16 protein-coding genes are annotated in these 13,644 nt (G+C 65.0%); 4 read left to right on the forward strand and 12 right to left on the reverse strand.

Translation table 11 applies throughout. From position 1 onward, the window contains the following. Nucleotides 1-87 precede the first annotated feature (87 nt). A complete protein-coding gene (locus ACM42_RS32730) occupies nt 88-1,650 on the reverse strand; it encodes a winged helix-turn-helix domain-containing tetratricopeptide repeat protein (protein ID WP_271532000.1) in 1,563 nt (520 codons plus the stop codon). A 122-nt stretch (nt 1,651-1,772) separates the two neighbouring features. On the opposite strand from ACM42_RS32730, the gene ACM42_RS32735 reads away from it, so the two are divergent. After that, nucleotides 1,773-2,612, forward strand: coding sequence for a class I SAM-dependent methyltransferase (locus ACM42_RS32735; protein ID WP_271532001.1), 840 nt, complete (start codon nt 1,773-1,775; stop codon nt 2,610-2,612). Nucleotides 2,613-2,657: 45 nt separating this feature from the next. On the opposite strand, the gene ACM42_RS32740 is transcribed toward ACM42_RS32735, so the two are convergent. From ACM42_RS32740 to uvrC, 7 genes are all read right to left on the reverse strand, one after another. Beyond that, nucleotides 2,658-3,788: a YihY/virulence factor BrkB family protein gene (locus ACM42_RS32740; RefSeq protein WP_271532002.1), complete on the reverse strand. Its 1,131-nt coding sequence runs from the start codon at nt 3,786-3,788 to the stop codon at nt 2,658-2,660. Next, nucleotides 3,788-4,390 (reverse strand): phage holin family protein, encoded by a 603-nt coding sequence (locus ACM42_RS32745; protein ID WP_271532004.1) that lies wholly within the window; start codon nt 4,388-4,390, stop codon nt 3,788-3,790. The genes ACM42_RS32740 and ACM42_RS32745 overlap by 1 nt, the downstream gene beginning before the upstream one ends. 91 nt (nt 4,391-4,481) lie before the next feature. Continuing rightward, complete coding sequence (gene prmB, locus ACM42_RS32750; RefSeq protein ID WP_271532006.1) at nt 4,482-5,441, reverse strand: 50S ribosomal protein L3 N(5)-glutamine methyltransferase; 960 nt, start codon at nt 5,439-5,441, stop codon at nt 4,482-4,484. Further along, nucleotides 5,441-5,908: a molybdenum cofactor biosynthesis protein MoaE gene (locus ACM42_RS32755; RefSeq protein ID WP_271532008.1), complete on the reverse strand. Its 468-nt coding sequence runs from the start codon at nt 5,906-5,908 to the stop codon at nt 5,441-5,443. The genes prmB and ACM42_RS32755 overlap by 1 nt, the downstream gene beginning before the upstream one ends. Before the next feature lie 4 nt (nt 5,909-5,912). Further along, nucleotides 5,913-6,164, reverse strand: a complete 252-nt coding sequence (gene moaD / locus ACM42_RS32760; RefSeq protein WP_271532010.1) for a molybdopterin converting factor subunit 1 — start codon at nt 6,162-6,164, stop codon at nt 5,913-5,915. Continuing rightward, nucleotides 6,161-6,778: a CDP-diacylglycerol--glycerol-3-phosphate 3-phosphatidyltransferase gene (pgsA, locus tag ACM42_RS32765; RefSeq protein ID WP_271532012.1), complete on the reverse strand. Its 618-nt coding sequence runs from the start codon at nt 6,776-6,778 to the stop codon at nt 6,161-6,163. The genes moaD and pgsA overlap by 4 nt, the downstream gene beginning before the upstream one ends. 97 nt (nt 6,779-6,875) lie before the next feature. Continuing rightward, nucleotides 6,876-8,948, reverse strand: a complete 2,073-nt coding sequence (gene uvrC, locus ACM42_RS32770; protein ID WP_271532014.1) for an excinuclease ABC subunit UvrC — start codon at nt 8,946-8,948, stop codon at nt 6,876-6,878. Nucleotides 8,949-9,184: 236 nt separating this feature from the next. Here uvrC and ACM42_RS32775 point away from each other — a divergent pair, with 236 nt between their 5' ends. Continuing rightward, entirely contained in the window at nt 9,185-9,808 is a 624-nt protein-coding gene (locus ACM42_RS32775; protein WP_028176630.1) for an outer membrane protein, read from the forward strand. Between the two features lie 70 nt (nt 9,809-9,878). On the opposite strand, the gene ACM42_RS32780 is transcribed toward ACM42_RS32775, so the two are convergent. The 4 genes from ACM42_RS32780 to ACM42_RS32795 all read right to left on the reverse strand — a co-directional run bounded on the left by ACM42_RS32780 (nt 9,879) and on the right by ACM42_RS32795 (nt 12,576). Beyond that, complete coding sequence (locus ACM42_RS32780; protein ID WP_028176631.1) at nt 9,879-10,094, reverse strand: cold-shock protein; 216 nt, start codon at nt 10,092-10,094, stop codon at nt 9,879-9,881. A gap of 262 nt (nt 10,095-10,356) precedes the next feature. Continuing rightward, nucleotides 10,357-11,217, reverse strand: coding sequence for a 23S rRNA (adenine(2030)-N(6))-methyltransferase RlmJ (locus tag ACM42_RS32785; RefSeq protein WP_271532021.1), 861 nt, complete (start codon nt 11,215-11,217; stop codon nt 10,357-10,359). A gap of 84 nt (nt 11,218-11,301) precedes the next feature. Beyond that, nucleotides 11,302-11,994, reverse strand: coding sequence for a ribonuclease T2 (locus tag ACM42_RS32790; RefSeq protein WP_271532023.1), 693 nt, complete (start codon nt 11,992-11,994; stop codon nt 11,302-11,304). A 120-nt stretch (nt 11,995-12,114) separates the two neighbouring features. Beyond that, nucleotides 12,115-12,576, reverse strand: coding sequence for a hypothetical protein (locus ACM42_RS32795; RefSeq protein WP_271532025.1), 462 nt, complete (start codon nt 12,574-12,576; stop codon nt 12,115-12,117). Nucleotides 12,577-12,760: 184 nt separating this feature from the next. Here ACM42_RS32795 and ACM42_RS32800 point away from each other — a divergent pair, with 184 nt between their 5' ends. Together ACM42_RS32800 and ACM42_RS32805 are read left to right on the forward strand one after the other, a co-directional pair. Then, entirely contained in the window at nt 12,761-13,048 is a 288-nt protein-coding gene (locus tag ACM42_RS32800; protein WP_028176635.1) for a hypothetical protein, read from the forward strand. Between the two features lie 44 nt (nt 13,049-13,092). Then, entirely contained in the window at nt 13,093-13,623 is a 531-nt protein-coding gene (locus ACM42_RS32805) for a DUF3617 domain-containing protein (RefSeq protein ID WP_028176636.1), read from the forward strand. The last annotated feature ends 21 nt before the right edge of the window (nt 13,624-13,644 follow it).

Here is a 13,644-nt window from a genome sequence, read left to right on the forward strand (position 1 = left end):
TCCAACCCGTCGCGCCTCATGCTCCCCCAAGCAATGCGTGACCCTAGCATCATTGTTGATTCGAGGGGATAGTGACTGTCTCGCGGCCTATGTCAGGCCCGCCCGGCGAAAGCCTTCGAGGTAGCGGTCGCGGTCAGGGGCGAGCTTGATCGGCATGAACTCGGCGATCCAGGCAAGCGAGACGTTCGGCTGGGCGCGGCGGAGTTCCTTCAGGGCCGCATGGGCCATCTCCATCTGCCCGTCCATGCCGGCGGCCGCGGTCAGCACCCGGTGTGCGCCGACGAAGTCGCTGCGTTGGCGCAAGGCCTCCTGCGCAAGCCGGATCGCCTCAGCATAGTCACCGCCAAGGAAGCGGGCATAGGCGGCGATGCCGAAATAGACCGGCGCATATGGGTCGCGCGGGCTGAGGCGGATCGCCCGGCGCGCGGCCTCTTCGGCATCCTGCCAGCGGCCACAATAGCTCAGCGCCAGCCCATGGTAGCCCTGGGCCAGCGCGAAGTTCGGATTGAGCCGTAACGCCGCCTCGAACTCGGCCAGCGAATGCTCGAACCGGCGTGCGAACAGATGCACATGGCCCAGTGCGTTGTGCGCCCAAGCGTCCTCGTCATCGGCGCGGATCGCCGCCCGCGCCGCGCGCTCGGCGAGGAATACCGCCGCGGCCATCTCCATCCAGCCCATATGCGCCGTGAACATATAGCTGGTGCCGAGCAGGCCGAGCGCCTTGCCGTAGTTTGGATCGAGCGAGATGGCCTTCTCGAGCAGCGCTTGTGCGACGACATGATCCTGCCGCGTCACCCGCCAGTAATGCGAGAGCGCGCGCATCACGAGGTCCCAGGCGTCCATGCTGTCGGGCGGCTTGCGTTCCGCGTGAAAACTCTCCGCGGCATAGAGCTGCGGCTCGATGGCGGCAACGATGCGTTCGGTGATCTCGTCCTGCACCGCGAAGACGTCGGCGAGCTCGCGATCATAGCGTTCGGCCCAGAGATGGCTGCCGCTGGCGACGTCGTTGAGCTGCGCGGTGATGCGGACGCGATCGCCGTCCTTGCGGACGCTGCCTTCAACGACATAGCGCACGCCGAGCTCTTCGGCGATCCGGCGGAGGTGAACTGCGCGACCCTTGTAGATGAAGGAGGAGTTGCGCGCGATGACGAAGAACCAGCGCAGCTTCGAAAGCGCGGTGATGATATCCTCGCTGATGCCGTCGGAGAAATAATCCTGCTCGGCCTCGCCGCTCATATTGGTGAAGGGCAGCACCGCGATCGCGGGACGGTCGGGAAGTGGCAGCCCTGTTGGAGCTGCCTCGGACGGCGGGCTCGCAGCAGCCGGTCTCGCGGCGGCGGAGAGTTCGGACACCTCGCCGATGAAGCGCACGCCCTTGCGCGCGACCGTGCGGATCAGCCGCTGCGCCTCGCCGGAATCGCCGACCGCACGGCGCGCCGCGTTGATCCGGCTGGTTAGCGTCGAGTCCGAAACAATGCGGCCGTTCCAGACCGCGTCGAGCAGGTTGTCCCGTGTCACCACGCGGTCGCGGTTGCGGACGAGGTGGGTCAGGAGATCAAACACCTGGGGTTCGAGCGCGACGAGCGTGTCCGCGTGCCGCAATTCGCGGCGCTCGGGATCGAGCAGGAAATCCTCAAACTGAAATGTCACGCGTTCTCCTCGGCTCCCGTCGGGAAATCAAGGCGTTCTCAGCGTAAAATAACGCCGCTCTCAAGGCCAGCGGGCCGCATGCGCCCTATCGTCCCGGCGTTTTCAACCGCAGGAGATTGCCCATGTCGACATCCGCAGCGCTGAAGCCAACCGTAGCCCAACCTGATCTTGCCGCCGTCAAGCAGCGCCAGCACGGCGCCTGGTCGTCGGGCGACTATGCCGTTGTCGGCACCACCTTGCAGATCGTCGGCGAACAGCTCTGTGAGGCAATCGACTTGCGCGCCGGCAGCAAGGTGCTCGACGTCGCCGCCGGCAACGGCAATGCGACGCTGGCCGCGGCGCGGCGCTGGTGTGACGTCACATCTACCGACTACGTGCCGGCATTGCTCAAGCGCGGGCGCGAGCGCGCGGCGGCCGAACACCTCATGGTCGAGTTCCGCGAGGCGGATGCCGAAGCGTTGCCGTTTGCCGATGCCAGCTACGACGTCGTGCTCTCGACCTTCGGCGTGATGTTCACGCCGGATCAGGACAAGGCCGCCTCCGAGCTCGCGCGGGTCTGCAGATCCGGCGGCAAAATCGGCCTCGCCAACTGGACGCCACAAGGTTTCATCGGCCAGCTGTTCAAGACGATCGGCAAGCATTTGCCGCCGCCGGCGGGGGTGAAGTCTCCGGCGCTGTGGGGCACGGCTGCGCGGCTGGACGAGATGTTCGGAAGCCAGGCTTCCGAGATTGTCGCCGAGCCACGCATGTTCGTGTTCCGCTATCGCTCGCCGGACCACTGGCTCGACATCTTCAAGACCTTCTACGGGCCTACGCTGAAGGCGTTTGCCGCGCTCGACGAGAACGGCCAGGCCGCGCTGAAGCGCGATCTGCTGGCGCTGCTCGGGGAGTTCAACCACGCCGACGACGGCACGATCGTGGTGCACAGCGAATATCTGGAAGCCGTGATCACCAAGCGCTGATAGTCCGAGATGCGGTCGGGCCGGCTCCGGCCTGACCGCCACCGATCAAAATGGCGCGGTGGCGCCGACCGTGTCGGCCGAGACGGCTTCGCGGCTGCCGAGCGGTTTTGGTCGCCCGGTGGTTGTGTCGCGCAGCGTCTGCCGCTCGATCTCCGAATTCAGCTCGGCGCCGAACATGATGACGATCGCCGACATCCACATCCACATCATCAGGCCGATCGCAGCGCCCAGAGAGCCGTAGGTCGCGTTGTAATTGGCGAATTCCGAGAGGTACCAGGAGAGCAGGGCTGAACCGGCGATCCAGAGGATCGCGGCCGTCACGGCGCCGAGGCTCAGCCATTGCCAGCGCGGCGCGTCACGGCTGGGAGCGAAGCGGTAGAGGATGGCGAGTGCGACGAGCAGGATCAGGAACAGGAGCGGCCATCGTGCCAGCGCCACGACCAGCTTGCTTTCAGGCGCCATGCCGAGATGATTGAGCGCAAGCGGGAAGGCGACCACGGCCCCCACCATCAACAGCAGCGCCACGATGCCGCCGACGGTAAATGCCAGCGAGACCATGTTCAGCCGGATGAAGCTGCGCTTCTCGCGTTCCTCATAGGCGACGTTGAGGGCGTCGAGGATCGCCTTGACACCGGCATTGGCGCTCCAGATCGCAAGCAGCAGGCCGAACAGGAACGTGACACCCAGCGTGGTGTTGCCGTTCGACACCACGCGCGCGACCTGATCCTCGACGATCTGGTACGAGCCCTCGGGCAGCATGGTCGCAAGCGTGTGGAGGTTGGCGCTGATCGTCGCCGGATTGGCGAACAGGCCATAGGAGGAGACGAGCGCCGTGACGGCGGGGAAGATGGCGAGCAGCCCGAAGAAGACGACGCCGCCCGCCGTCGCGAGCAGGCGATCGTCGTCGATGCGCTGATAGGTCCGCCAGAAGATATCCTTCCAACCCGCCCAGGGGATCGTGAACGGGCTCTTCGCATGGCGGCCCCGGCCGGGCTGCGTCGCCGCACCGGCCGGGTGCGTTTCCGGTGAATTCGCTTCGCCTTTGCGGTGGTCTTGCGGGGGCCCCGACCGGATCAGGCCCGAGTCCTGAATGTAGCGCTCCGCCGTCAGCACGAAGACGGCCGTCGCCGCCACCAGCAGCCAGGAATCGATCTGCTCGGAGCGACGCACCAGCATCACGCCTCGAGGCTTTGCCTGTGGCGCCGCCGGCGGACGGCCGTCAGCCCGACCAGGCCGACGGCTGCGAGCATCAGGCCAAGTTGCACGGGGCGGTTGGCGCGGACCGGCCAAGCCTTGCTGTCATAACCTTTGCTGCCATGACCGCGCTCACCCGGCGCTAGCGGCACGAGGGGAATCGTCGTTGCGACCTCCTTCACCGCCTGCTTGACCGTTCCACGTGGGATCCGCGGCGTCGCGATCGCGACGCGCAGACGGCTCGCAAGCGGCACGATCGGCTTGGCCTTGCGTTTCATCTGCGCCATTGCCACCCCGGCACAGACCGCAGCCAGCGCCAGCAGCAGGGCGCCGACGGCACCAAAACCCCAGAATTGGCCGTAACTGATCGCGATCCAGCGGTACAGGGCGATCAGTCCGACGAAAAAAGCTGCGACAACGAACAGGCCCGCGACCGCAAACAGTCCGCCGGCCACCGCGTAGGATGTCACCTTTCCGGTTGCGTGGCTGGTCTGGTCACGCAAATAGGATTGGGCGGCGCGTTTGACGTGATTGAGCTTGAGCGCCATGCCGGCGCGCAGCAGTTCGCCCGATGGCGCGAGCATGCGGACATCCTCCGAGATTGAGAAAATTCCTCGGGGGATGAACGTGGCGGTATTTGACTTGTTCCGACGGAGCGTGATCCGTCGTGCTGAATCAGCCGAGATCGGCGGCTGCGATCCAGAACACCTCGCCCTCGGAATCCTCGGTGTCCAGCCAGAGCAGCGGCAGCTCCGGAAAGGCTTCGTCGACCAGTTCGCGGCCGCGGCCGATCTCGCAGATCAACCCGCCATCCGGCGTCAGGTGATCGGGCGCATCGCGCAGGATGCGGCGCACCACGTCGAGACCATCGGCGCCGCCGTCGAAGGCGAGCTTCGGCTCGGCCCGGCACTCCGGCGGCAACGCCGCCATGCCTTCGGCATCGACGTAAGGCGGATTGGTGATGATCAGGTCGTATCTGTTGTCGCCGAGCGGGGCGAACAGGTCGCCGCGATAGAGGGTGATCCGGTCCTCGAGCCCGTATTCGCCGACATTGCGCGCGGCGACTTCAAGTGCCCCCTTGGAGATGTCGACGGCATCGACGGTGGCGTTCGGGAAATGATGCGCGGCGAGGATGGCGAGGCATCCCGATCCCGTGCAGAGGTCGAGCACGCGCGCGACCGCCGTGGGGTCGTCGATCAGCGAGCCGGCCTCGCCCTCGCTGCCGAAATGCGAATCCAGGAGCTCGCCGATGAAGGAGCGCGGAACGATGACCCGCTCGTCGACATAGAAGGGCAGGCCGCGCATATAGATCTTGTTGACGAGATAGGCGGCCGGTTTGCGTGTGGTGACGCGCTTGTGGATCAGGTCGAGCAGAATCTTGCTCTCGGCGGCCGTGACGCGGGCCTTGGCGAAGGCCTCGAACTGTTCGGGATTGAGATGCAGCGCCTCGCAGACCAGGAAGGCGGCTTCCGCGACTGGATCGGTGGTGCCATGGGCAAAAGCGAGCCTGGCTTCGACGAAGCGGCTCACCGCGTAGCGGACGAAGTCGAGCAGCGTGAGAAGCTCGCCGCGTCCGACTTTCGCAAGCCTCGGCGCGGCGCGGCCGCGCGGGGTTCTCTTGGAGGCTTTTGCCATCAGGATTTCGTCCAGCGCGCGGCCGCTTCGTCGTCGCGGGCGTGGGCCTCGACCCAGCCCGTGCCGGTGGCGCTCTCTTCCTTCTTCCAGAACGGCGCGCTGGTCTTGAGGTAGTCCATCAGGAACTCGGCCGCCTGGAACGCGGCCTGTCGGTGCTGCGAGGCGGTCAGCACCAGCACGATGTTCTGGCCGGGCATGAAGCGGCCGACGCGGTGGATCACCGTGACGCCGTTCAGCGGCCAGCGCGAGGTTGCCTCGTCGACATGGCGCCCGATCTCCTCTTCTGCCATGCCGGGATAATGTTCGAGCGCGAGCGCGGCGACTTTGGCGCTGTCCTCGTCGGCGCGGCAGATGCCGGAGAAGCTCACGACCGCGCCGATGTCAGTGCGGCTGTTCGTCAGGAGCGCGATCTCGCGCGCGATGTCGAAATCGTCTTCCTGGATGCGGATGGTGACGGGGCAGGTCATGAGCCTAGCCGCCGGTCATCGGCGGGAAGAACGCGATCTCGCGGGCGCCCGCGATTTCGGCGTCTGATTTGACGTGGGCGTGGTCGATCGCGGTGCGGATCACCTTTGGCTTCTCGAACGCATACGCATAAGCCTCGCCTTGGCCGGACAGCCAGGCGATCAGCTCCTCGACGGTGCGCACGTTCGGGGGCGGCTCGATCGTCTCCTCGGCCTTGCCGACGCGCTCGCGCACCCAGGCGAAATACTTCACCTTCATCCCTCGTCCTCCTTGATGAGGTGATGGATGCCCGCACGGAAATAGTCGTAGCCGGTGTAGATGGTGAGGATCGCCGAGGCCCACAACAGCGCCAGCCCGATCATCGAGACGACGGGCAGCACCTCGTCGCCAGCCGGGCCGGCGAGCAGGAAGCCGATCGCAACCAGCTGGACCGTGGTCTTCCACTTCGCAAGCTTGGTCACGGGCACGCTGACGCGGAGCGCAGCGAGGTATTCGCGCAAGCCCGAGACCAGGATCTCCCGGCACAGGATCACGATGGCGGCCCACAGCGACCAGCCGTGGATGATGCCGTCGGCGGCGAGCATCAGCAGGCAGGAGGCGACCAGCAGCTTGTCGGCGATCGGATCGAGCATCCGGCCGAATGCCGATTGCTGATTCCAGATCCGCGCGTAATAGCCGTCGAGGTAGTCGGTGACCGCAGCCGCAATGAAGATGGCAACCGCGACCCAGCGCAGCCACAGCGGCTGATCCAGGATGGACTGCGCGTAAATGCATCCGACCACGACCGGAATCGCGGCGATCCGGCCATAGGTCAGGATGTTCGGGAGGGACATCGCGCGCCTGGTCGTCCCTCGTGTCGTGGCGATGTTCATCCGTCCTACCAATACCGCTGGAGCCTGAAGGTCAACCGTTCCGCTTCCCAGATGGGTGCGGGATACGACGACCATATGACCGCGGTCCCCCTTTAGTTCATCCCGGCTGGGGATGGAAATACTCGAAAATCCTGCGGGCGCTCTCGGCGCTCACCCCCGGAACCTTGCCGAGATCGGCGATCGAGGCCCGCTCGATCTCCTTCAGGGTCCCGAAATGATGCAGCAAGGCACGTTTGCGTGACGGGCCGATGCCCGGAATCTCCTGCAGGCCGGCCTCGCGGATGTCCTTCTTGCGCAGCTTGCGGTGCGAACCGATGACGAAGCGGTGGGCCTCGTCGCGCAGGCGCTGAATGAAATAGAGCACGGGATCGCGCGGCTCGAGCTTGATGGCCTCGCGTTCCGGCATGAACAGGGTCTCACGGCCGGCATCCCGGTCCGGTCCCTTGGCGACCGACATCAGCGACACCTCTGTCAGGCCGAGATTTGCAAAGATCTCGCGGACGGCGTTGAGCTGCCCGCGGCCGCCGTCGATGATCACGAGGTCGGGCCATTGCGGGAAGTCGTCGTCCTTCGCCTTGGCTGCACCCTCCTCGGGCGGATTGATCAGGCGCTTGAAGCGGCGCTCCAGCACTTCGCGCATCATGGCGTAATCGTCGCCGGGCGTCAGTCCTTCCGACTTGATGTTGAACTTGCGGTACTGATTCTTCACGAAGCCGTCGGGTCCCGCGACGATCATGGCGCCGACCGCATTGGTGCCCTGGATGTGGCTGTTGTCGTAGACCTCGATGCGCTTGGGCGGGTGCGGCAGGTTCAACGTCGCGGCCATGGCGTCCAGCAGGCGGCCTTGCGTCGCGGTGTCCGCGAGCTTGCGGCCGAGCGCCTCGCGCGCATTGGTCAGCGCGTGGGTGACGAGCTCCTTCTTCTCGCCGCGCTTGGGCGCCGTGACCTCGACCTTGTGGCCGGCCTTGATCGACAGCGCATTGGCGAGCAGCTCGCTCTCCTCGATCTCGTGCGACAGCAGGATGTTCTTCGGGGGCGGCTTGTCGTCGTAGAACTGGGCGAGGAACGAGCCGAGCACTTCTTCCGGCGTAAAGGTCTTTTCCGCGCGTGGGAAATAGGCGCGGTTGCCCCAGTTCTGGCCGGTGCGGAAGAAGAACACCTCGACGCAGGAGAAGCCACCCTCCTGGTGGATGGCGAACACGTCGGCTTCTTCCACCGTGCGCGGATTGATGCCCTGCTGCGACTGGATCGCCGAGAGCGCGGCAAGGCGGTCGCGGTAGAGCGCGGCGCGCTCGAATTCGAGCTCGTTGGCCGCCTTCTCCATCTCCCCGGCAAGCTCCTGCTTCACCGCATGGCTTTTGCCGGAGAGGAAGTCGGTCGCCTCGCGCACGAGCGTCGTATAGCCGGGAAAATCGATCTCGCGGGTGCAGGGGCCGGCGCAGCGGCGGATCTGGTAGAGCAGGCAGGGCCGGGTGCGGCTCTCGAAGAAGGAATCGGTGCAGGAGCGGATCAGGAACGCGCGCTGCAGCGCCGTGATGGTTCGGTTGACCGCGCCCGCGGAGGCGAACGGGCCGAAATAGCGCCCGGGCCGGGTCTGCGCGCCGCGATGTTTCAGGATCTGCGGCGCCCAATGGTCGCCGGTGATCAGGATATAGGGAAACGACTTGTCGTCGCGCAACTGCACGTTGAAGCGCGGCCGCAGCTGCTTGATGAGGTTCGCCTCGAGCAGCAGCGCCTCGGTCTCGGTGTTGGTCGAGACGATCTCCACGGTGACGGTGGCGGCGATCATGCGCAGGATGCGGGCCGGCAGCGGCGCACTCTGGCGCGCATAGCTGGACAGGCGCTTTTTGACGTTCTTGGCCTTGCCGACGTAGAGCACGTCGGAATTCGCATTGAGCATGCGATAGACGCCGGGCGAGGTGGGGGCGAGCCGAACCGCGCGTTCGATCGCCTCGTGGCCGGTCGCGAGCGGGCCTTCGCCGACGGCACCACTCTCTTCCAGGATATCAGGCAGCCGCGCATCGTCCTCGTCGTCGCCGCTTGCGCTGGCGGGATCGAGGTCCGGCGGCGCCGTCTCCTGTTGGATCTCCTGGGGGCCATCCGGTGCCATGCCGCGCCGGGATTTGCGCGCGCGTGCGTCGTCCGGATTGTCGGTGGAATCGTGAACCATGGGACGAATTTAGGCGCTGGGGGTGTCGATTTGAAGTTCCGGCCCTGCCGCACGCACAGGTCCCGGTAACGCTTCCTTAAGTCTGTTAACAGCGCAGTAACCCGACTTAACAGCCCTTTAACTTAAAACTCTCGATAAATCCTACGCGAAAAGTTCTTGGTTCCGTAACCATGCGGCCGGGCCGGCGCGGCGGCGCAGGCATCGTGCAGGTTGCGACAGTTGCGTTGGAGTGAGTGATGAAGGGGCTCGTTGTGGGCGCGGCCGCGTTGGTTGCAGCCGGCTGGACGGCTTCGGCAGAGGCCGCCGATCTGAGTTATGGGCAACGTGCGCCCTACACCGTCAACCAGCCGCTCAATGCCTATAGCTGGGCGGGCCCCTATCTTGGCGGCAACATCGGTTATGAATGGGGCTCGGTCGACAACAATCCCTCGAAGCCGTCGGGCTTCGTCGGCGGCGTGCAAGCCGGCTACAATTTCCAGAACGGCCCGTGGGTGTTTGGTGTCGAGGGCGACATCCAGGCCGCCGGCGCCGACGACACCTTCGCGCCGTGGAAATTCTCCAATCCGTGGTTCGGCACCCTGCGCGGCCGCGCGGGATATGCGTTCAGCAACGTGCTCTTCTACGGCACCGCCGGCCTTGCGTTCGGCGAGCTGCGTGGGCAGACCTTCGGCTGGACGGAGTCGCACACCACCGCGGGCTGGACCATCGGTGCCGGCGCGGAAGTGGGCCTCGCGCCGAACTGGAGCGTCAAGCTCGAATATCTCTACATCGATCTGTCCACGAGTCAGTTCGCGATTACGGGCGTGTCAAACGGCTATAGCGCCAACGTTGTCCGCGCAGGCGTGAACTATCACTTCTGACGTCTCAAGAAGAAAATACCGGACCAGCCTCCCGGCCGCTCGCGGCCGGGATTTTTTTGCGCCAGGCTCCCTAGGCTAGGATCACCAGGTTGACCGCCTTCGGCCCTTTCCCCTTCTTGTCCGGTTCGACTTCGAAAGTGATACGCTGTCCTTCGGCAAGGTCCTTCAGTCCCGCCCGCTCCACAGCGGTGATGTGAACGAAGACATCGCGACCGCCGTCGTCAGGCTTGATGAAACCGTAGCCGCGCTCGCCGTTGAAGAACTTGACCGTTCCCGTCATGGCCATCGGGAAACTCCCCCTCATTGCTCCTCCGCCGCGACGCAGACTCACGTCACGACATGACCGGGCCTTACGGAGCCCGGGAGCTGGCCATCCTTGGACGGACCATCGGTCCGGCCGGATCTTTCTTAGGCCTTCACTCCGCCGCAACCATTCGCGGAAGCGGAACGTAAAGCCAGTCACGGAAACAGCATAATACGGTTCTTCGCAGATTGACTACCGTTCCTGCATATTTTTCCCAAGAATGCCGGAGTGTTACGGCTTGGCTTTAAGGCTTGGGCACCTCCAATCGGAATCTGGCAGCCCCGCCCTGGCCGAGCGGCATTTCCAGTTCGGGCAGGATGGTCTTGAGCTCGCCTTGCAGCGTGTAGGGCGGATTGACGATCAAAAGCCCGGTCGATGTGAGGGGCCCGCCATCGACTTGCGGCGCAGCGCTGAATTCGAGGCGCAGGCTTTTTCCCGGCGGTTTTGCTGCGGATGCGAGCCGCGCCACAAGCTGCGCCAGCGTGTCGGTGGCACGCCGGCTCTTGGCGGGATACCAGATTACATAGATACCGGTCGGCCATTTCACGAAAGCTGTCGAGAAGGCTTCGCCCAGCCGTTCGAACTCGTCCTTGGCCTCGAAGGGCGGGTCGATCAGCACGAGGCCGCGCCGCTCCTTCGGCGGCACGAAGGCCGGCAGTGCCACCCAGCCGTCGAGATCGACCACGCGGGCCTGTTCGTCGCGGCGCAGCACGTCGATCAGCGCTTTCCGCGCCTTCGGCTCGACCTCGCAGGCGACGAGCCGGTCCTGCGGCCTGAGCAGGCCGCGCGCGATCAACGGCGAGCCCGGATAGGCCTTGAGCTCGCCCTTCGGATTGAAGGCGCGGACGATGTCGAGATAGGGCTTGGTCAGCGCCGCGGTCTCGTTCGACAGGCGCGCCTGCAGCAGCCGCGCAATGCCGGTCAGCCATTCGCCGCCCCGGCGCGCCTCGTCGCTGTCGAGATCGTAGAGGCCGGCGCCGGCATGGGTGTCGATGACGCGGAACGCCGCCGGCTTGTCCTGCAAATAAGTGAGGATGCGCGCCAGCACGATGTGCTTGATGACATCGGCGAAGCTGCCGGCGTGGAAGGCGTGGCGGTAGTTCATGGCGGAGAGTTACGACATCGCGCGATGCTGCGCATCATAGTTCGCGCGGTGCGCGCCCCGAAACGACGATCGGAGCAGTCGGCCTCAACCGCCCCTGATCGGCGGCATCGTCACCTGGTCGCGGCGGCAGGCGCGGCGCTCGATCTCGTCGCAGGCGCGGAATTGCAGGTCCCTGCTGAGGCAGATGCGGACCTCGGACAGCCGTGTCCGGTTGCAGGTGACCGAGATGCTGGCATTGCTGAGGCCCGGATTGGCCTTGATGAAGGCCTCCTCGACCTCCGCCGGCGCTACGGTCTTGGCCTGTGACAGATCGAGATAGTCGGCCGGGATCTTGATCGCGGCGCGCGCTTTCCGGATCGTCTCGAAATAGCTGCGGCCCTCGAGCCCCGAGCAGGTGCCATGCTTGTCCCATTCGTTGAAGATCAGGCCCGGCGCCGGCATCAAATCGAGCATCGAGGACACGATGTTGCGGTTCAGCCGCGGCGCCGGCCGCTGGCAATATTCCGGGAAGCCATTCTCATATTGCGGCCACAGCCCATGCACGACGAAAGCGTAGGGCCGTCCGCCGCACTGGATCTGGGAACGGCCGCCACGCTCGGCCGCCTCTTCGCAGAACGAGGGCGACCATGACAGCGCGAGCACATAGAAGTCGAACTCGCCCGGCGCGTTCTGCCGCTTGTCCTGGGCTTTCGCGCCGCCGGCGAGCGTTGCCAGCCCGGCGGCGAGGGTCAGCGAGATCATCAAACGGGACAACGAACGCAATCTGGGATGAAACATGGCAACGCCCCTCAACTAGACTGTGCACGCAGCCTAGCAGGCAAAGAGAACATTTCAAGAACAAAATTCGAAGCGGCTGTCGTCTGCCGGTTGGTCAGCCCGAATCAGGCGCTCTTCGGATCAGGGCTTGGCGGCGCGGCAAGCCGGATTGTAGGCCCAGTTGCGGTCGAGCCCGACCACGCACCATTCGACGCCATCGCCATAGCCGGCGAAACCAGCATCCTCGGCGATCGAGAAGTGCACTTTGCGCACCTTGCCGTCATTGAGCATGGCATCGCCGGTGCAATAGCGGCGGGGAATGTTGTCGGACTGCCAGGGCCTGAACGCGACCTCGTGAACGGCGGAGAAGCCGGTGATCTTCAACGAGGAATTCCAGAACGAGCTCTCTTTTTCCCAGAACTGGGTGGCGATCGTCGGCAGGGCCTTGTCGCAATCGACGACGGCGCCGTCGTAGCGCGGTCCGCTCAGCCAGAAATTCAGCTCCAGCGGATTGGCGGCCCTGGCCTCGCCGAGCGACAGCGCCCCGAACATGAGGCCGAGAAGGGCGGCAAAGCGAAGCGATTTCGGGGAGGGGGCGCGCATGGTCAATCCAGACAGCTCAGGTCTTGCGAAGCTCAGACGGTGCCGCGAAGGCCGGGGGAGGTCAAGTGCAGCGCGGCAACACTTGGCCAGGAGTTGACCAGGACGTCGCGGCTAACCGGGCTTCTGTTCTTTTCACTTCCATCCCGGCACCGTAGACTGGCGCCAGCCAACTGGAGTGACGGGAATGCGAATCATTGCGGCCGCTGGCCTTCTTGCCCTGGGTATGATGGCGAGCCAGTCGGCGCGCGCCGATATCGTGCCGCCGTTCAAGGGCAACGACACCGGCGGGATCATCGCTTATTCGATGGCGACCCGGGTCGACGCGCGTCAGGTCGCTGTCGATCACTGCGCACGCTACGGCAAGGTCGCCAAATTCCTGGCGGTGCAGGGCTATGACGGCGGTTACATCTCTTTCGCCTGCCGCTGGGTGCCCTATGGTGCCGCCGAGCAGCCGATCCGGACGCTTTACTGAGGCGCCGTCGAAGGTCCGCACTCTCTCAGCCGGGAGCCCTCCACATGAGGCGCAAACTCGCTTTGCTCGGCGCGGCCACTTGTCTCGTGTTGTCGGCAGGCACCGCGAGCGCCGACGATTTGCCGGTGCGCAAGGCTGGTCTTTGGGAAATGAAGCTGGTCACGACCGGCTCGCCGGTGCCCGAGATGACCATGCAGCACTGCACCGACGAGACCGTCGACAAGGAGATGAGCAACAACGTCTCCCCGATGGCCAAGCAGATCTGCGCCAAGCAGGAGATCAAGAAGACCGCGACCGGCTATGTCAGCGATTCCGAGTGCAACGTCGCCGGCGTCAGCACGACCTCGCATGCCGAAATCACCGGTGATTTCAACTCGGCCTACACGGTGAAGACCACTTCGCACGCAAAAGGCGGCGTTGCCGGTGCGGCGGGGCGCGATAGCACCACGACGCTGCAAGCCAAGTGGCTGGGAGCCTGCAAGCCGGATCAGAAGCCCGGTGACATCGTCATGCCCGGCGGCTTCAAGATGAACACGCGCGATATGGACAAGCTGAAGGCGCTGCTGCCGAAGTAGGATTTGCTCGCCGCGCAGGCG

Source organism: Bradyrhizobium sp. CCBAU 25338 (assembly GCF_028128965.1).
GTDB lineage: Bacteria > Pseudomonadota > Alphaproteobacteria > Rhizobiales > Xanthobacteraceae > Bradyrhizobium > Bradyrhizobium liaoningense.